At 58.7% G+C, this 17,595-nt stretch carries 14 protein-coding genes and 1 tRNA gene; 9 read left to right on the top strand and 6 right to left on the bottom strand.

Annotated features, from left to right (window positions below; translation table 11 throughout):
* Positions 1 to 76: 76 nt before the first annotated feature.
* The 3 genes from ABD982_RS09345 to ABD982_RS09335 form a co-directional block, all read right to left on the bottom strand.
* The gene (locus tag ABD982_RS09345) at positions 77 to 1,261 is read right to left on the bottom strand and encodes a globin domain-containing protein (protein ID WP_345446784.1); all 1,185 of its coding nucleotides are present in this window, start codon (positions 1,259 to 1,261) and stop codon (positions 77 to 79) included.
* Positions 1,262 to 1,389: 128 nt separating this feature from the next.
* Positions 1,390 to 1,863 (bottom strand): RrF2 family transcriptional regulator, encoded by a 474-nt coding sequence (locus ABD982_RS09340; RefSeq protein WP_251380203.1) that lies wholly within the window; start codon positions 1,861 to 1,863, stop codon positions 1,390 to 1,392.
* A 233-nt stretch (positions 1,864 to 2,096) separates the two neighbouring features.
* A complete protein-coding gene (locus ABD982_RS09335) occupies positions 2,097 to 3,923 on the bottom strand; it encodes a phosphoenolpyruvate carboxykinase (GTP) (RefSeq protein WP_345446781.1) in 1,827 nt (608 codons plus the stop codon).
* Between the two features lie 450 nt (positions 3,924 to 4,373).
* On the opposite strand from ABD982_RS09335, the gene ABD982_RS09330 reads away from it, so the two are divergent.
* The 3 genes from ABD982_RS09330 to ABD982_RS09320 all read left to right on the top strand — a co-directional run bounded on the left by ABD982_RS09330 (position 4,374) and on the right by ABD982_RS09320 (position 5,755).
* Positions 4,374 to 4,446 (top strand) — tRNA-Arg (locus ABD982_RS09330).
* A 189-nt stretch (positions 4,447 to 4,635) separates the two neighbouring features.
* On the top strand, positions 4,636 to 4,956 hold the full coding sequence (locus ABD982_RS09325) for a 2Fe-2S iron-sulfur cluster-binding protein (protein WP_251380205.1): 321 nt from the start codon (positions 4,636 to 4,638) through the stop codon (positions 4,954 to 4,956).
* A gap of 7 nt (positions 4,957 to 4,963) precedes the next feature.
* Positions 4,964 to 5,755, top strand: coding sequence for a DUF4232 domain-containing protein (locus ABD982_RS09320; protein WP_345446777.1), 792 nt, complete (start codon positions 4,964 to 4,966; stop codon positions 5,753 to 5,755).
* An 83-nt stretch (positions 5,756 to 5,838) separates the two neighbouring features.
* Here ABD982_RS09320 and ABD982_RS09315 read toward each other — a convergent pair whose 3' ends face one another.
* On the bottom strand, positions 5,839 to 6,279 hold the full coding sequence (locus ABD982_RS09315; RefSeq protein ID WP_345446774.1) for a nitroreductase family protein: 441 nt from the start codon (positions 6,277 to 6,279) through the stop codon (positions 5,839 to 5,841).
* A 3-nt stretch (positions 6,280 to 6,282) separates the two neighbouring features.
* Positions 6,283 to 6,426 carry a nitroreductase family protein gene (locus tag ABD982_RS09310; RefSeq protein WP_345446772.1) on the bottom strand — a complete coding sequence of 48 codons (144 nt, stop codon included), beginning with the start codon at positions 6,424 to 6,426 and terminating at the stop codon, positions 6,283 to 6,285.
* Between the two features lie 125 nt (positions 6,427 to 6,551).
* Between ABD982_RS09310 and ABD982_RS09305 the strand changes: the two genes are divergently transcribed.
* The 5 genes from ABD982_RS09305 to ABD982_RS09285 all read left to right on the top strand — a co-directional run bounded on the left by ABD982_RS09305 (position 6,552) and on the right by ABD982_RS09285 (position 16,568).
* Positions 6,552 to 12,323, top strand: a complete 5,772-nt coding sequence (locus ABD982_RS09305; protein ID WP_345446770.1) for an Lhr family helicase — start codon at positions 6,552 to 6,554, stop codon at positions 12,321 to 12,323.
* A gap of 50 nt (positions 12,324 to 12,373) precedes the next feature.
* The gene (locus ABD982_RS09300; protein ID WP_345446767.1) at positions 12,374 to 13,348 is read left to right on the top strand and encodes an ABC transporter ATP-binding protein; all 975 of its coding nucleotides are present in this window, start codon (positions 12,374 to 12,376) and stop codon (positions 13,346 to 13,348) included.
* On the top strand, positions 13,338 to 14,132 hold the full coding sequence (locus ABD982_RS09295) for an ABC transporter permease subunit (protein WP_345446764.1): 795 nt from the start codon (positions 13,338 to 13,340) through the stop codon (positions 14,130 to 14,132). Before ABD982_RS09300 ends, ABD982_RS09295 begins: the two co-directional genes overlap by 11 nt.
* A gap of 522 nt (positions 14,133 to 14,654) precedes the next feature.
* Positions 14,655 to 15,536 carry a DNA-formamidopyrimidine glycosylase family protein gene (locus ABD982_RS09290; RefSeq protein ID WP_345446763.1) on the top strand — a complete coding sequence of 294 codons (882 nt, stop codon included), beginning with the start codon at positions 14,655 to 14,657 and terminating at the stop codon, positions 15,534 to 15,536.
* Positions 15,537 to 15,560: 24 nt separating this feature from the next.
* Positions 15,561 to 16,568: a zinc-binding metallopeptidase family protein gene (locus ABD982_RS09285; RefSeq protein ID WP_345446760.1), complete on the top strand. Its 1,008-nt coding sequence runs from the start codon at positions 15,561 to 15,563 to the stop codon at positions 16,566 to 16,568.
* 332 nt (positions 16,569 to 16,900) lie between these two features.
* Here ABD982_RS09285 and ABD982_RS09280 read toward each other — a convergent pair whose 3' ends face one another.
* Positions 16,901 to 17,317: a ParA family protein gene (locus tag ABD982_RS09280; protein ID WP_345446757.1), complete on the bottom strand. Its 417-nt coding sequence runs from the start codon at positions 17,315 to 17,317 to the stop codon at positions 16,901 to 16,903.
* Between the two features lie 23 nt (positions 17,318 to 17,340).
* Between ABD982_RS09280 and ABD982_RS09275 the strand changes: the two genes are divergently transcribed.
* The gene (locus ABD982_RS09275; protein ID WP_345446754.1) at positions 17,341 to 17,583 is read left to right on the top strand and encodes a hypothetical protein; all 243 of its coding nucleotides are present in this window, start codon (positions 17,341 to 17,343) and stop codon (positions 17,581 to 17,583) included.
* Positions 17,584 to 17,595 lie beyond the last annotated feature (12 nt).

The raw sequence follows: 17,595 nt of genomic DNA, 5'->3' as shown, positions 1-17,595 counted from the left end.
ATAAGAAGAAGCGGTGGGCACGTTTTACGTGCCCACCGCTTCTTCGTTTAAAGAGGTGCTCTATATTAAGGCCAGACTAGCCGCGTGCCTGGTCGTGCAGCATCCACTGGTCAGGGCCGAAGATTTCGTACTGGATATTGGTACCGGGAACACCAGCCTCAATGAGCTGGGAGCGCACACCCTGCATGAAAGGCAGCGGGCCACAGAGGTAGGCTGAAGCATGAGCGGGGACGCCCAGCTTGCTGATGTCTACGCGGCCTTCGAAGTTACCTTCGCCGTCTGCTTCAACGAAGGAAACCAGCTGGGCGTTCTCGATGAGGTTGACGTACTCGGTCATCTCATCGCGCAGAGGCCAGGTGGTGAGAGAGCGGTCAGCGTGGACCACAATGACCTCACGCTTGGAGCCGGTAGCTGCCAGCTCTGAAAGGAAAGCGATCATGGGGGTCACGCCAATACCTGCTGAGAAGAGGTAAAGGGGCTGATCTTCTGAATCACCGAAAGCACCCAGGGTCACATCACCGTAGGGATTAGAGAGTTCAAGGAGGTCGCCGACCTTCTTCTCGTGCAGAATCTGAGTCATCTCGCCCTTGATGTCCAGCTTGATAGCAACACGGCGCTGGTTCTTCTCAGAGGGCAGCAAGGTGAACTGGCGGGGCTGACGCAGACCGTCCTTAGCCTTGGTGATGATAGAGACGTACTGGCCGGCAACAGCGTCGGTCATGGCAATAGCGTTGGCGGGCTCAAGGGTCAGAACAACCACGTTCTCACCGGTCTCTTCGCGGCGCACAATAGCGAAGGGGGCGAACATGGCGTTGTTAGCCTGAACAGCGTAAAGCCCCTTTTCGAGCTTGATGAGGGCATCTGCCATGAGCCAGTAAACCTCGGTCCAGGCTTCAGCTATTTCGGGGGTCAGAATATCACCCAGGTTAGCTGCGATTGCTTCGAAAAGGTACTTGTAAACGGTGGGGTATTCTTCTTCACGCAGGCCAAGAGCAGCGTGCTTGTGGGCGACGCGGGAGAGCACCTCATCGGGGTACCTGCCGGGGTGAGCCAGGATGTAGGAGGCAAAGACGGCGATAGAGCCTGCCAGTGCCTTGGGCTGAGTGCCCTCTAGCTGGGATGAGCGCGAGAACATGCCGTCCATGAGGTCAGGGCGGGCGGTGAACATGCGCTGGTAAAAATCGGGGGTGATGTCGTTAATGCGCTCCGCAATAACGGGCAGGGTGGCCTCGATGACGGGGCGGGACTTCTCGGACAGCATATCCGTCTCCTTAATAACTGAGTGTTTTTTTAACCCCTCTTAATTTAGCATACTAAATACGAAATAAAGGAGAAAAAGAAACTGCTGACACCCGGTTGTGTCAGCAGTTATGTTTTCTTCCATCAGCACTAGGCGGCTGAGGGCAAACGTCTTGCTCCACCAAGAGGCCCCAACCCCAACTCCACAAAGACAGGCCCCATTTGCTTCTCGTTGGGCAGCTGAGAAATGACCACAGGGTCTAGTAACTTAAAGAACTCCTCACGAGCCTGAGCAAGAACGCCCCTCAGGGAGCAGGCATGGCGCATAGGGCAGTCAGTAGACCCGCCCTCACACTCCACCATAGCCACATCGCCCTCGGTAGCACGCAGTACCTGACCGACAGTTGCCACCCGACCGGCGTCCGATAAGAGAACCCCGCCGGTGCGTCCACGGGTTGATTCAAGGAGGCCCATATTCACCAAGAAAGCTACCGACTTAGCCACGTGGTTATAGGGGGTACCCACACCCTCAGCAATAGTCTGAGTGGAGACTTTCTGCCCGTCAAGACCAGAAAGAAGCATAAGGATGCGCAATGAGACGTCTGAAAAAGCGGTGAGTCGCATTGCGTAGCTCCTAGTGATAGCCGGGACGATCCTTAATATCGAGATTATTTATTAGTTCGGAAATAACGAACAAGAACCTCTAAGGATGGTAACTGTTATAGTTTTGTACTCATTAAGTTCCAGCACAAGAGAAAAAATGATTTTGGAATGAACTTCACAGGAAGCCTGTGATAGCGAACACCAAAGAGGGGCTCTTGCTCAATATGAACAAGAGCCCCTCTTACAGGTCTGGTTTAGGACGCCAGGTTCTCAGCTAGTGCGTCACGCTGGGCATGCATCTCAGCAGGTAGCTTATTGCCTAGGGCGGTCAGCCATTCGTCCATGCCTGGCAGCTCCTGCACCCACTCGTCCTTATTGACAGCCAGAGCAGCCTGCAACTCAGCCTCGGTGATATCAAGACCGGTGACATCCAGGTCACCAGGGCCGGGGACGACACCCAGGAAGGTTTCTTCACCGCCAGCAGTTCCCTCCAGTCGGTCAAAGATCCACTTAACCACGCGGGAGTTCTCACCAAAACCGGGCCACGCAAAGCCACCGTCAGGGGTGCGACGGAACCAGTTGACGTAGTAAATCTTGGGCATGTTTTCTTCACCGTGCTTCTTGCCCAGATCAATCCAGTGCTGGATGTAATCACCGGCGTTGTAGCCAATGAAGGGCAACATCGCCATGGGGTCGCGACGCACCACACCTACAGCGCCCTTAGCGGCAGCAGTGGTCTCTGATGAAAGCGTGACACCGCGGAAGACACCCTGCTCCCAGCTACTTGCCTCGGTCACCAGGGGCACAGTGGTCTTGCGACGACCTCCGAAGATGATGGCAGACAGGGGCACGCCATCCGGAGCGTAGTACTCTTCAGCCAGCATGTCAGCCTGGGCAATGGGGGTGCAGAAGCGAGAGTTGGGGTGGGCAGCGGGACGGCCGGATTCCGGCGTCCAGTCATTACCCTGCCAGTCGATCAGGTGCTCGGGCACCTCATCGGTCTTACCTTCCCACCACACTGAATTGTCATCGGTGAGCGCAACGTTAGTAAAGATGGTGTTGCCCTTGGCGACAGCGCGCATAGCATTGGGGTTAGTGGACCAGCCGGTCCCGGGAGCAACACCAAAAAGACCTGCTTCAGGGTTAACCACAAAGGGCTTACCGTCACGGAATTCGATCCAGGCGATATCATCGCCCACCATCTCGGTCTTCCAGCCCTCAACGGTGGGGTCCATCATGGCAAAGTTAGTTTTGCCGCAGGCTGAAGGGAAGGCAGCGGACATGAACTTACTCTTACCCTCTGGGTTAGTCACCTTGAGGACCAACATGTGCTCAGCCATCCAGCCCTCATCACGGCCAATCGCTGAGGCGATACGCAGGGCGTAGCACTTCTTACCCAGCAAGGCGTTACCGCCGTAGCCCGAACCGAAGGACCAGATTTCACGACTCTCGGGGAACTGCACAATGTACTTCTCGGGGTTGCAGGGCCAGGGGACATCCTGCTGACCGGTTTCCAGAGGAGCACCCACTGAGTGCAGTGCTTTCACAAAGAAAGCGTTGGTGGCGGTCATCTTATCCAAGACCTCGGTGCCAATGGTCGCCATGATGCGCATGGAGCAGACCACGTAAGCTGAGTCGGTAATTTCAACACCGAACTTGGGGTTGGTCGCGTCCACCGAGCCCATGACAAAGGGGATAACGTACATGGTTCGGCCGCGCATGGAACCGGTGAAGAGACCGGTCAGGGTCTGCTTCATTTCCTGAGGATCGCGCCAGTTATTGGTGGGGCCGGCACCCTCTTCGGTCTCTGAGCAGATAAAGGTGCGCTCCTCAACGCGAGCAACATCGTCGGGATCAGAAAACGCTACATATGAGTTAGGGAATTCGTGGTCGCTCAGCTTACGGAAGGTGCCAGCCTCAACCAGTTCCCCCGCCAAACGGTCGTATTCCTGCTGCGTTCCGTCGGCCCAGTAGATGCGGTCAGGCTGAGTCATCTGTGCAATATCAGCAACCCACTGCAGCAACTCTGCATGCGTGGTGGGTGCCTGGGCGGATACGTTTTCAATTGAAAAGTCGGTCATCTGACGCTTCCCCTTTAGGTTTGTTCAACCGGCACTCCACTGTGCCGAACGACGTGCACCTGCTTCTCCTCTTCGCCTAAGGCCGTAGTCAAACAGGCAAAAATAGAAAACGCGCCACCCATGGATATGAATGAACGCGTCGTGCAAGCGGTGCACACATCACTTCATCGTGTGTAACCAGCGTACCCAGATTGATTGTTTTTTTCTGCATCTGACAAAATATTTCGACGCCTAACGCTCAAGCACGTGGTGCAGGCAACAGAAAACTGCTGGTCCAGTCCCCTCTAAAAATAATTTTCACACCAAAAACCTTGCAATCTCAAGGAATTTACATCCCGAAGGAGCCAGCTGAGACAACCGTCACGGGATTTCAATTTGCGCACCTTTAAGAACCTGCGTAAAGTATTACCTGTTGCTGAGGCAGGTTGATGAAACCAGCTAATGCAAAATGCGCCTGTAGCTCAACGGATAGAGCATCTGACTACGGATCAGAAGGTTGGGGGTTCGAATCCCTTCGGGCGCACATCACAAGCCGGTCTCCTTCGGGAGGCCGGTTTTTTCGTGCCCCATTATTCTATGTACGGTATACAAAGAGACACATGAACGTAGCATTCACCACAAAATAGGGGCCAGCCCCCTGGCCCCCCATAAAATGAGGGAAGACACACGGCCACCTGCCCGGTGACCGCCGCTAAAAACGAGGAGTAAACCGATGACCGTAAACATCACTGTCACCGACGAAAACGGTGAGACCAAAGAGCTCACCTGGGAATCAGACCAGACCATGCTTGAGGCAGTAATCGCTGGCGGTTTCCCCGTGCTGGCAACCTGCGGCGGCAACGCCTCCTGCGCCACCTGCCACGCCTTTATTGACCCCGACCACATTGAGGCGTCCCTCCCCCGCGAAGAAGCGGAAGAAGACCTACTCGATATGATTGACGACGTCGCCAACGAATGCTCGCGTCTCAGCTGCCAAACCCAGTATTCCGAGGGCATGGACGGCGCTCACATCACCCTGCAACCCGGGATGTAGACAGCCTATGATCAGATCCCCCAAAATTGCAGCCCTCGGCAGTCTGGTTGCACTTTTGTTCCTGAGTGCCTGCGGTGCGTCCCAGTCTAACTCCCAGGAACAAGTAGTAAGCCCCAGTAGCCCAGCGTCCTCAACCAGCGCTCCCAGCAGCACACCAACTGCTACGGTTACGCCCAGCGCCCAGCCCAGCCCCACTGCAACGGCTCCTTCTCCTCAGGTTATTGAAAAAACGCCTGCGCCGGGGTCAGCGGTTACATCTCAACCGGTGCCCACCGGCACCGTGACCACCGTGGAACCCACCCCAGCCTCCACCGGTGAGCCACCACAAGAGGCTAGTGAAGCTCCGCGCCAGGCACCGAGTTCTGCGGCAGGAGTGGCCGTCTGCGACTACGACCAGCTCTACATATCAGCGGCTGTAGCCGAAGGAGTTGGAGCTGCCGGTTCTCGCTACATCACGCTCACCTTCACCAATACTGGCGAGTCTGACTGCACCATGAGTGGCTACCCATCGGTGCACTATGTGGACGCCTCAAACCACCAGATTGGCGCCAGTGCAGCTCAAGCTACTGAATGGTCAGCCTCAGGCACCGTCTTGGGCACTAACCAGAGCGTTAGCGCTACCCTGCGCGAAACCCGAGCGCAGCTCTTCGGTGAAAGTTGCCAAGCCCAGCCTTCGGCAGGGTACTCAGTACAGGCACCCGGGGCTTCACAGGCTCTGGTGCTGAACTTCCCCGCAGAAGCCTGCTCTAACAGCCAGATTTCACAGCTATCGGTGGGTGCGGTAGGGGCAAACCCCTAGACTCAAGCCTGCCACCATGAGTCTTAGCGAAAGGGCGGTAAAGCACTCGTGCTTTACCGCCCTTAGCTCTTTAACCCGGAAAGCTAGATGGTTTCGGTGACGTCCTCAAATTCAAAACGCAAGTTGCGGGGGTAGCTGGGCTCAATGCCGTATCCAAGATTGACGATGAGGAAGGCCTGCTGGTTTTTGTCGGCAAGGAACTCCGTGGTGATAGCTGCTAGGTCGCTACCGGTCATGGGGCCAGCGTCCAGGCCCAGGGCGCGGACGGCGGTAATAAAGTAGCCTGCCTGCAGATGGGCTGAAAGCGCCCCGGTGCCGTCAGCTGCCTCGGGGTTACCTTCAAATATGGGCTGCATATTCGGCGCTGAACGGGGATTGAACTCTCCAAAGCGCTGGAACCAGCTGCGGTCAAAACCGAGGATAGCGGTCACGGGCGCGGCGATGGTTTTTGCCTGGTTAGAATCGACCATGTGGGCAGCCAGGCGCTGGCGGGCTTCTGCTGAACGCACCCAGGTGATGCGCAAGGGCTAGGAGTTGAAAGCGGTGGGGCCCATTTTGGTGAGGTTGTAAATCTCTCGCAGCATCTCATCGGTGACTTCTTGATTGGTGAAGTGAGAGACGGTGCGTGGGGTGATGAAGAGTTCTTCGCGGGCTGAGGCAGATGGCGCCATAACATTCCTTTACCAAGAAAATATTTACGGTTTTGATTTTACACCCGTCCCATCGCTTCGAACCGGTTGCTCGCCACCTGGCATACAAAGGGTACTTTCTGACCGGGCTGCGGGATAATGGGACAATGACCGCTGATCAACCGCACGAAGCCCTCGCCCACTTCTCTGCCCCCACACGCACCTGGTTTGCCGGGGCGTTTTCAGCGCCTACAGCAGCTCAGGCCGGTGCATGGAAGGCTATTAGTGCAGGTCAGCATGCCCTGATTGTTGCCCCCACGGGTTCAGGTAAAACGCTCTCAGCCTTTCTTTGGGCGCTCGATAGGTTGCACTTTGAAAACGACGCCCGTGCCGAGACCGGCTCTGCTGGCCAGGGCAGCGGGGGCGCGGCATCTGCACCGGTGGGCGGCACCAGGGTTCTCTACATCTCTCCGCTCAAAGCCCTGGGTGTGGACGTAGAACGGAACCTGCGTGCCCCGCTGATTGGTATTGCTCAAACAGCAAAAAGCTTAGGGGTTCAACCGCCTGAGGTGCGGGTGGGAGTGCGCAGCGGAGACACCCCGCCTAAGGAGCGCCGCGCCCTTATTTCCTCCCCGCCGGACATTCTCATTACAACCCCCGAGTCCCTCTTTTTGATGCTGACCTCCAAGGCACGCTCTACCCTCACCGGGGTACACACCGTCATTATTGATGAGGTGCACGCCGTGGCTGGCACCAAGCGTGGCGCGCACCTGGCGGTGACTTTGGAGAGACTTAATCAGATTCTCCCCGCCCCCGCCCAACGCATTGGGCTCTCTGCCACCGTAGAACCGGTAGAAACCGTCGCTCGTTTCTTGGGCGGTAGCGCACCCGTTGAAGCGGTGCGCCCACCCTCTGAAAAGAAGTGGGAGCTAACTGTCTCGGTGCCGGTGCCCGATATGACCGCGCTAGGCGGCCCTAACGCCGGCGGCTTCATCAACAACTCTTCAGCCTCGAACACCGCTGGGGCGGCAGGTACAGACACGCCGACCAAACCCAGCTTTGTAGACCAGCTCAACCAACGTACCCAGAAAAGGGTCAGGGACTATGAAGCCGCTATTCCTACCTATGATGACGGGGCTGTACACACCGACTCTCTGGCGCAAGAGTCAGACCCTGCCACCGGTGCGGGTCTAGCGGAAAGCCTGCCCCAGGGCATCACCCTGGCTGACGCCCTGGGCATCAGGCCTGTGACGGGGCCAGCAGTGGGCAAGGGCGCAGGTAGCAGCCCAGCAGAACCGGGTGCCGGTGACGGCTTCTTTGATGACTTCCCCCAGCCCCCTCGCACAGCAGCCAGCTCCTCTCATGATGCCGAGCGGGCACTCTTCGACGCGGTGGGAGTCTTCCCCGGCGAAGAAGAACTAGACACCGATGTTCATTCTGCTGGGCCCAAGCTCACCGACTCTGATTTCACCCAGCCAGCCTCGGGTACCCTACCTGCCGGTTTTAATATCGAAGAGGTGGAGTCTTCCCCACCGGCTGAGCAGCCGCGGGATAATTCTGGCTACCAGGCATCCATCTGGCCCCATGTTGAAGAGCGCATCGTAGACCTGGTGGAAGCTAACCGCTCAACCATCGTCTTCGCTAACTCCCGCGGACTGGCAGAAAAGCTCACCGCCCGCCTGAACGAAATTTACATCGGACGGTTGGAAGCTCGGGGGCAGCTAGGGGAAGTCACCGGCAATGCCCGCACCGGGGCACTAAACTATACGACCGTCAGCGGCGCCGATTCGGGGTCTGGCTCTGAGCAGACAAACGCTCAGGGTCAGCCTGAATCAGTCTCTGCCATTCTTGCCCGTGCACTGGCTCAAGGCGCTCCCGCCCGATTAGAAACCAATGACTCCCGCCTGGCTGGAGCGTCGCCCTCAGTTCAGCGCCCACCAGCGCAGATGGCGGGGGCTTCGGGCACCGCTACCGGGGCGCCGCCTGTGCTGGCTCGTGCCCACCACGGTTCTGTTTCCAAGGACCAGCGCACCCTGATTGAAGAGGCTCTAAAGTCAGGGCAGCTGCGCTGTGTGGTCGCCACCAGTTCCCTAGAACTGGGCATTGATATGGGCAAGGTTGACCTGGTGGTTCAGGTGGAATCCCCCCACTCGATGGCATCGGGTCTACAGCGAGTAGGTAGAGCCGGGCACAGCGTAGGTGAAACATCCCGCGGCTACCTCTACCCCAAACACCGTGGCGATTTGCTGAATGCCACCGTCACCGTGCAGCGTATGTTGGGCGGGCACATTGAACCCCTCTCGATTCCCACCAACCCCCTGGATATTCTTGCCCAGCAGACGGTAGCAGCCTGCGCCCTGGGCCCCATCAGCGTTGAGGCCTGGTTTGAGGCACTACGCGCCACCGCGCCCTTCGCTTCCTTGCCCAGAGCTGCCTTTGAGGCGACCCTCGATTTGCTAGCAGGAAAGTACCCCTCGGATGAGTTCGCAGAGCTGCGCCCCCGCGTGGTGTGGGACCGGGATGCCGGTACCATCGAGGGCCGCCCCGGCGCCCAGCGGCTTGCTGTCACCAGCGGCGGCACCATCCCTGACCGTGGCCTCTTCCCGGTCTTCATTGCTGGCGCGGAAGACTCTAAAGCACCCAAGCGCGTGGGTGAGTTAGATGAGGAGATGGTCTATGAATCCCGCGCCGGGGACGTCATCGCCCTGGGTGCCTCATCCTGGCGCATCGAAGATATTAGCCACGACCGAGTGACCGTGACACCTGCCCCCGGCGTCCCCGGCCGCCTACCCTTCTGGCACGGGGATTCGCCCGGCCGCCCCGTGGACCTGGGCCGGGCCCTGGGCACCTTCACCCGCGAGCTAGCCGCCGAAATCAAAACTGCCCCGGATGCTGCCAGCACTCGCCTCCGCGAAACCGGGCTGGATGCCTGGGCAGCTGATAACCTCATGGCTTACATCCGTGAACAGGTTGAAGCTGCCGGGGACGTCCCCAGTGAACAGCACCTGGTACTAGAGCGCTTCCGCGATGAGCTGGGCGACTGGCGTGTGGTGCTCCACTCACCCCTGGGTATGCCCGTGCACTCTCCCTGGGCACTGGCGGTGGGCGTCCGCGCCGAAGAACGCTACGGAGTCAATGCATCAGCTATGGCCGCCGATGACGGCATCGTACTGCGTATTCCCGCAATGGAAGCCGAACCACCCGGCGCTGATCTTTTTCTCTTTGACCCCCAAGAACTTGAAGACCTCGTCACCGAGCGCGTGGGCAACTCAGCTCTTTTTGCCTCCCGTTTCAGGGAAAACGCCGCCCGCGCCCTGTTGCTACCCCGCAAGGACCCGGGCCGGCGCACTCCGCTCTGGCAGCAGCGCCAGCGCAGTGCCCAACTATTAGATGTTGCCCGTAAATACCCCAGCTTCCCCCTGCTCCTTGAAACGGCCCGCGAGTGTCTGCAGGACGTCTATGACCTGCCTGCCCTTCTAGACCTGCACCGGTCTATCGAGAGCAAGAAGGTCAAGGTTTCTGAAATTGAGACCGAGAACCCCACCCCCTTTGCCCGTACCCTGCTCTTTGGCTACGTCGCTCAGTTCCTCTACGATGGCGATTCCCCGCTGGCCGAACGCCGCGCCGCTGCCTTGGCACTAGACCCGGCTTTGCTAGCAGAACTCCTGGGCAAAGACGAGCTGCGCGAGCTACTGGATGTGGATGTTATCCGCTCCACCGAAGAACGTCTGCAACGTACCGCTGCCGGTTACCGCCTGCGCGGAGTGGAAGGCACCGCTGATCTGCTGAGACTCCTAGGGCCGCTCAGCGCTGAGGATGCCGCCGCCCGTCTACGCCAGCCAGAGGCGGCCAGCTCCCCGACCCCAGCGTCGGAGACAGCATCAGATGACGCATCTGCCGAAAGCACCGTCACCCTCGAAACCGCCCGCGGCTTCCTAGAAGATCTCGTGGCAGCCAACCGCGCCTTCCGCTTCCGGCTGCGCGAACGCGAGGTATATGCCGCCGTTGAAGACGCCGCCCGCCTGCGCGACGCTCTGGGTGTGCCCCTGCCCATTGGGGTGCCCCTTGCCTTCTTAGAGCAGGTCGAGAACCCGCTGACCGACCTGGTAGCTCGATATGCGCGCACCCATGCCCCCTTCACCGCCACCCAGGTGGCTCACACCCTGGGGCTGGGGGTCTCTGTTGTGGATAGCGCCCTGCGAGCGCTGGCCGCTGACCGCCGCGTCATCTCCGGTGAGTTCTTACCCGATGAACTACGCGGCGAGCTAGCCTCTGCCCGTACCGGCACCGCCGAAACTTCTGGTAATGAGTGGGTAGATTCAGGGGTGCTGCGCACCCTGCGAGCCCGCTCTCTGGCGGCCTTACGCGCCGATGTGGAACCGGTGACCGGGGATATTTATGCCCGATTCCTGCCCGCCTGGCAGCACGTGGGTGAATGGGAAATCACCGAAACCACCGCTGCACCCGGCACTTTTGGTGCCACCAGTGGGGCGCGCGTGCGTCGCGATGAAAAGGCGATGTTGAGCGGCTACGATGGTCTGCTGACCGTCGTGGACCAACTGGCTGGGGTTCGCCTGCCGGCCTCAGCCCTTGAAGCTCTCGTGTTGCGTGCCCGCATCAGCGACTACACCCCCGCGCTGCTCGATAAAGCCATGAGCGCCGGGGACATCATCTGGAGTGGGGACGGTGCCCTAGCGGGCGACGACGGTTGGATCAGCCTGCACCTAGGCGAAACTGCTGCACTCACCCTACCCACCGAGGCCGAGCGTGCCGAAGCGCTCGCCGCCCTCGACCCGCTGGAGCAGACCGTCTACGCTCTGCTCTCTGGGGGGCTCTTCTTCCACCAGATTCAGGCGCAGCTAACTGCCCTGGCGACGGCCAGCGGGGAAACGCCACCGCCTGACAAGGAGATCTCCGCCGCCCTATGGAACCTGGTCTGGGCAGGTCTTGCTACCAACGACACCTTTGCCCCGGTGCGTGCCATGCTCGCCGGCGGCTCTTCCGCTCATAAGCTGAGCAAGCCTGCTCCGCGCGCTCGCAGCGTGGGAATGCGCCGCGGCGCTTCTCGCCTCTCTGGTGCCCGGTTTGGGGTTGCTACCGGCACTCGGCCTACCGCGGCACCGGCCACTGCCCCGGTGGACGCTGGCCGCTGGTCCCGGCTTGAGACCGAGGACCTTGACTCCACCGTCGCCGCTCATGCCCGCGCTGAACTTCTCATGGACCGTTACGGGGTACTGACCCGTGGAGCGGTAGCAGTAGAGGATGTGCCGGGCGGTTTTGCCGGGATTTACCGGGTGCTTTCTGTGGCTGAAGAAAAGGGACTGGCACGGCGCGGTTACTTCATCGAACAGCTGGGGGCAGCCCAGTTCGCAAGCGCCAGCACCGTGGACCGTCTACGCGAATATGACAGGGATGGCGAGGTAACCACCGATACTGATCAGGCTGAGAACTCAGCTTCACCGGTCTACACCCCGGTGCGGCGTACCAAACGTCGCACCGTCCTACTGGCCGCCACTGACCCTGCTAACCCTTACGGCTCCACCCTGGATTGGCCGGCAGCTACCCCCTGGGACTCCGAGCGCACACCGGTCAAACACCGGCCGGGTCGTAAGGCAGGTGCTTGCGTGGTGCTGGTGGACGGTCAGCTGGCTCTCTACCTAGAACGCGGCGCTAAAACGGTGCTGCCCTTCACCGATTCCCCCGCCATCATTGCTGCCGCAGCGCCTCTGCTCGGTGAGCTGGTGCGGGCAGGAGCCGCCGACAAAATTGCTCTTGAGACCGCCGGTGGCATGGATATTCTGGACTCCCCGGCTTCCCTGCCCGGGGCTGAAGCCCCACAGGGAGAGCTGGTCGAGCACCCGGTGATTACCCTGCGCACCGCCCTGCTTGCCGCCGGTTTTTATCCCACCCCCCGAGGGCTTCGCATGCGCCGAGACTAGGGAGCACGATGGTGCGTTGAGGCGCACCCTAAGAGAGGAAAGGTGTAGCTGTGAAGACTACCGATACCGCCCTGCGCATCCGGGACCTCACCAAGCGTTTTGGGGCAAAAACAGCTGTCAACCAGCTGAATGTTAGCGTTGACCGAGGTGAAATTTTTGGCCTGGTCGGCCCCAATGGTGCTGGCAAGTCGACCACCATGCGCATGCTCGTCGACGCCCTGCGCCCTACGAGCGGCAGCATTCGGGTGCTGGGCCAAAATCCGCGCGATAATACCGCCCTGCGCCGGCACATCGGCTACCTGCCCGGGGAGTTCCTCACGGTCCCCTCCCTCACCGGCAAGGGGCTGCTCAAGCACTTTGCTGCGCTGAACCCCGTGGCTGATTCCGCCTACCATGATTCGCTCATCCGCCGGTTAGGTGCCGAGCTGAACCGCCCCATTTCAAAACTTTCAAAGGGCAACAAGCAAAAAATCGGTTTAATTCAGGCCTTTATGCACCAACCTGACCTGCTCATTTTGGACGAACCTACCAGCGGCCTAGACCCCCTGGTCCAGCAGGTCTTTTTGGAGCTACTCCTCGAAGCGGGTGGTCGCGGGCAGACTGTCTTTCTCTCCTCCCACATTCTCAGCGAAATACAGCATGCCGCCCATCGGGTGGGCGTGGTCAAAGACGGTAGCCTGCTCGCTCTTGCCAGCGTGGCAGAGCTGAGGGACGCCGCTGGTCAGCAAATGCACGCCAGCCTAGAGGGGCTAGTGGCACATCAATTGCGAAGCCAGCTAGCCCGGCAACTCCCGGCGTCCACCCTGACGGCTAGAGAGGAGGGCAACCGCACCCTGGTTCGTGGCACCCTGCGTGATCCGGTGGCGGCCCTCCTTTCCCTGCTGGGCACCTACACCGTGCAAGAACTCAACCTTGAAAAGCCTGATCTCGAAGAAAGCATCCTGCACTACTACCAGGACGGCACCAGCACAGACACACCTGCTGGTTCAGTCACCGCTCACAAAAGGGGTAGCCATGCGCTTTGAAATTCTGAGAAATGAAGTGAGCAGCACCTCGCGGGCGCTGTTTCTCTGGTGCCTGGGGGTGCTGGCAGCCGCCAGCCTCTACCTGGGCCTCTACGGGTCTATTGCTGGGCTCGTCAGCGGCCCCAACTCCATGGTCAGCCAGATGCCCGAAGCCCTGACCAAAACGGTTGGCTTCGACGCTATCGCCACCGGTGCCGGCTACGCGCAGAGCACCCTTTACGGTCTCTTAGGTTTTGTGCTCATCACCATCGCCAGCATCAGCTGGGGTTCTAGCGCGGTGGCCGGAGCAGAAGAAAATGGGCGGCTAGAACTCACTCTTGCCCACAGCGTTTCACGCAGCGGCTACTACCTCAATATGCTTCTTGCCCTGCTCATACGCACCGCAGCCATGGCAGCCACCGCCGGGCTTGCCACCTGGGCCTGGAATGTACCCGGTGATCTGAACATCGACCTAGAAAATATAGCGCCTATGGTGCTCGCTTACTGGCTGCTGGGGCTTTCTGCCGGAGCCGCGTCCCTCTCGGTGGGCGCCATGACGGGCTCACGCAAAGCAGCCACCGGCGCGGGTGCCGCCCTGGCCGTCACCGGCTATGTGCTCAATGCCCTGGGCCATCAAAACCCAGACTGGGAGTGGATGCACCGTTTCTCCCCCTACCACTGGGCGTTCGGGAATTCACCCCTCACCCACGGCTTGGACGGGGCCGGTGCTCTTTACTTAGCTCTGCTAGTGGGAGCGGTGATAGTTCTAGGACTGCTAGTTTTCAGGCGTCGTGACCTCACTTAGCGCACCCGGATCGGCCTAAAGGCGAAGAAAGTGCCGAGCCGGCTCTATTAAGCAGTGGGCCCGGCGTTGCACCCCGCGGTCAGGAAGATTCGATGAACATTTGTTCCAGGTGCTCACGTAGTCTGCTGCTTCTGCGTAACCCGCACAGAATTCGCGTACACTACGATGCAGGTGAACGCAGAGCGCGCCAACCGACATCATCAGCACAATAACCATCAAGACTCTTAATAGAACCATCAGTGACCTCCAAGTAGGGGAAGGACCGCAATGTGGGGGACGGCCCGGGAGCGAAATCTCCAGGTGATGTATGACGCTCGTGGGGGGAGATGCGCCGGGGTCAACCGAGATTCCGGGGGTGTGGTAGGTAGGCTACCCGCCGCCAGGATGGGCGTGTAGCATGATTGATACTATACACGCATTACCGTGCGGACTAGTATGTTCTTACTGAAATTTACTTTTTTAGACCACCCAAGACCCTAACCCCTTGGTGCATACCAGGCTGTTACCTGCAGAGGAGAAACCATGCCAGAGGGCGATACCGTATGGCGTCAGGCACAAGCTCTACACCGGGGACTTTCCGGCAGAATAGCCCACAAAACTGATTTGCGTTTCCCAGATCTTGCCGAGATTGATGGAGCTGGGCAACCCATCCATGGAGCTCTGGCGAGGGGTAAGCACATCCTGCTCCGCATCGGTGAAATCACCCTTCATTCCCATCTCAAAATGGAGGGGATTTGGCACCTCTACGGCACTAACCCGGATGGTAGCAAGGAGAAGTGGCGGCGGCCGGCTGAGCAGGTGCGCGCCCTCATCGAAGCTAATGCCCGCCTGGACGCCTCGGGGCAGGTGCTGGAAGGCAGCACACCGGTTGCTGCCGTAGGATTCGCGTTGGGTCTCCTTGAGGTCTACCCCACCGAACAAGAAGCAGACCGCCTAGCCTATCTCGGCCCTGATCTACTGGGCCCTGACTGGTCCTTAGAGCGTGCCACCACCAACCTACTGCGGCGTCCCGAACGCACTATCGGTGTTGCCCTCTTAGACCAAAAGAACCTGGCCGGCATCGGCACTATCTACCGCGCAGAAACCCTCTTTCTCGCAGGCGTGGACCCTCGAACCCCGGTGGGGCAGGTCCCCGATCTACCCGGCGTCCTCACCATTGCCCGCCTGATTTTAGAGGCCAACCGCCAACGGCCCCACCGCGTCACCCATACCAGTGCCGACCCACTCTGGTGTTATGGCAGGGCCGGCCGCCCCTGCTACCGGTGCGGGGCCTCAATTGTGCGCGAGGACATGTCGGATGCCGGAATCGGCGCCGCCCGCTACACTCCCGGGCACCTGACTCAGCGCACCGAGGACGTCGACCGGATCAGTTACCGTTGCCCCGGCTGCCAAGTCATGGGCTAGGGAGACGTGAATTACACTGGTGTCATGACTTCTTCAGCTACCCTTCAAGATGCCCTTGCCACCCGTTTCCTACGCTATACCGCTATATCGTCGCAAAGTGATGTCAGCGTAAGCACCGTGCCCACCAGCCAGGGACAGTGGGAGCTGGCTCGCCTATTAGAGAAGGAGCTTCTCGAAGCCGGCGCCTCTGATGTACGCCTCAGTGATACCTGCGTGCTCACCGCAAAACTACCCAGCAACTTGGCTGCTGGCGCTACAGCCCCAGCCATTGGCTTCTGCACCCACCTAGACACCGTGGACGTCAGCCTCTCCCCCGACGTCAAAGCGAAGATTGTGGACTACAAGGGCGGGGATATCTGCCTCAACTCAGAACTCGATGTCTGGTTGCGTGAAGTAGAGCATCCCGAGATTAGCCGCTACGCCGGGCAGCGCGTCCTGGTTACCGACGGCACCAGCGTGCTGGGTGCAGATACCTGGTATGGGGCTGATGCGAATACTAGCGCTGATAACTGGGAAGTCTGGAAACATTCAGACTTTGGCCGTCCGGGTAATCTCATTGGTGAGAAGGTGCAAAAAGCCAAAAGCGCACCGGTTACCTCTACCAACCCTAAGGGCGTAGGGACTCTGACTGAGAAGAAGTACTGCTACGTCCCGGGCGTGGACCCTCGTTCTTGTCCGGTCAATGCTACTAACACGGTGGATAAGATTCAGGCCTTGTACACGGCTAATATGGCCACCGGCACTGGTTTTGTCACCTCGTATGCCTATGATGCTGCGGGGCATTTGCTCACTGTCAATACCCCGGGTAGCCCAGAGGGTAAGTATGAGTACACCTATGATGCTCGTGGTAATAAAATCAAGACCGTGCAGAGCACCGGTGACGGGCAGATTATCAGTGAGGCTGATACCTTCAACGCTCAGAACCAAATGACCAGTGATAATTGGGCTTATGATGCTGATGGTAACTTGACGTCAACTGATGCGGTGAACCTCTCGTACAATTCGGTGAATCAGAATGTGGGCCACGACTAATACCTTTGCTGGTATGAGCCAGAATCAGTTGATTGCTCAACAATCTTCTACTGAGGGTACTTTTGAATAAGCCGCATATTGTCGTATGGATAGCCGCATATCTGGTTATACATATAACCATATCTACGGATATATGGGTTTATGGATTGAGTGCTTTAAGCGTCTGCGAAAGCTCTGTGAATAGGTCTTGATACCCACCTAAGTCTCCGGTGCGGGTATCTGCAAACCAAAAGTTTTGCACCTGTTGCTTGTTGGGCACCTCTGAATCAAAAACCGGTAAGCCCTGGTCTTCGATAGCCTCTTGGATTGCTTCGCAGGTCTTGGTTGCCCGCTTATCCCAATGGCACAACAATAAGGCTGCGGGGGGTATCTCCGGTCGTTCCTAAGGTTCGTACCGCGCGGTTGAAGTCTTCGGGGGCAACGGGGGAAGGAACAATAACAAAATCTGCAAGCTCAATAGCCTCATTGATAACAGCAGGATCACCCGGTGGGGTATCAATGAACACCCATTCTTCAGTTGCTTTAGAAATAACTCGTGAAAGCATCACGCGATTAACAGGCGTAACGGTATAACGGCGAATGGGCTCACCGTTTTCTTCAGCTACTTCCTTCCACTGGGTCGCAGATCCCTGGGGGTCGGCGTCAATAACAAGGGTGCTATGTCCTGCCCGTCCGGCAGCTTCAGCTAAAAGCATTGCAGTTGTGGTCTTTGCTGCTCCGCCTTTGGTGGTGGCAATAGTGACAATCATGGTTCACCTTTCAATATGGCGATATGGTTCAAAATTTTTTTCAACAGTCGACCATTAGCCCCAGTTATTGCTTTGCTCTAACTCAAGAGGCGCTTAGACCTTACACTGAATACAACACTCCCACTATCCATGACGAGCACGCCGACCTGATCATCAAACACCTGGCCTCCATTGATCCGGATCCGGCCATTATCGACGCCGCACTGGCCCGGGCGGGCGGCTTCCGTGTGATCTCCGCTGATCTGCACTCCGACCACTCCGGATAACGACTGTTCGGA

It is taken from the genome of Rothia endophytica (assembly GCF_039543885.1).
Lineage (GTDB): Bacteria > Actinomycetota > Actinomycetes > Actinomycetales > Micrococcaceae > Rothia > Rothia endophytica.
Note: the sequence above shows the minus strand (reverse complement) of the source record. Positions and strands in the feature narration are given on the sequence as shown.

What these genes read in the sequence shown, in the direction of transcription:
- ABD982_RS09305 (WP_345446770.1), top strand. Translation starts at nt 6,552, where the DNA reads ATGACCGCTGATCAACCGCACGAAGCCCTCGCCCACTTCTCTGCCCCC.
- ABD982_RS09280 (WP_345446757.1), bottom strand. Translation starts at nt 17,317, where the DNA reads ATGATTGTCACTATTGCCACCACCAAAGGCGGAGCAGCAAAGACCACA.
- ABD982_RS09340 (WP_251380203.1), bottom strand. Translation starts at nt 1,863, where the DNA reads ATGCGACTCACCGCTTTTTCAGACGTCTCATTGCGCATCCTTATGCTT.
- ABD982_RS09295 (WP_345446764.1), top strand. Translation starts at nt 13,338, where the DNA reads ATGCGCTTTGAAATTCTGAGAAATGAAGTGAGCAGCACCTCGCGGGCG.
- ABD982_RS09275 (WP_345446754.1), top strand. Translation starts at nt 17,341, where the DNA reads ATGGTTCAAAATTTTTTTCAACAGTCGACCATTAGCCCCAGTTATTGC.
- ABD982_RS09285 (WP_345446760.1), top strand. Translation starts at nt 15,561, where the DNA reads ATGACTTCTTCAGCTACCCTTCAAGATGCCCTTGCCACCCGTTTCCTA.
- ABD982_RS09310 (WP_345446772.1), bottom strand. Translation starts at nt 6,426, where the DNA reads ATGGCGCCATCTGCCTCAGCCCGCGAAGAACTCTTCATCACCCCACGC.
- ABD982_RS09325 (WP_251380205.1), top strand. Translation starts at nt 4,636, where the DNA reads ATGACCGTAAACATCACTGTCACCGACGAAAACGGTGAGACCAAAGAG.
- ABD982_RS09335 (WP_345446781.1), bottom strand. Translation starts at nt 3,923, where the DNA reads ATGACCGACTTTTCAATTGAAAACGTATCCGCCCAGGCACCCACCACG.
- ABD982_RS09345 (WP_345446784.1), bottom strand. Translation starts at nt 1,261, where the DNA reads ATGCTGTCCGAGAAGTCCCGCCCCGTCATCGAGGCCACCCTGCCCGTT.
- ABD982_RS09290 (WP_345446763.1), top strand. Translation starts at nt 14,655, where the DNA reads ATGCCAGAGGGCGATACCGTATGGCGTCAGGCACAAGCTCTACACCGG.
- ABD982_RS09320 (WP_345446777.1), top strand. Translation starts at nt 4,964, where the DNA reads ATGATCAGATCCCCCAAAATTGCAGCCCTCGGCAGTCTGGTTGCACTT.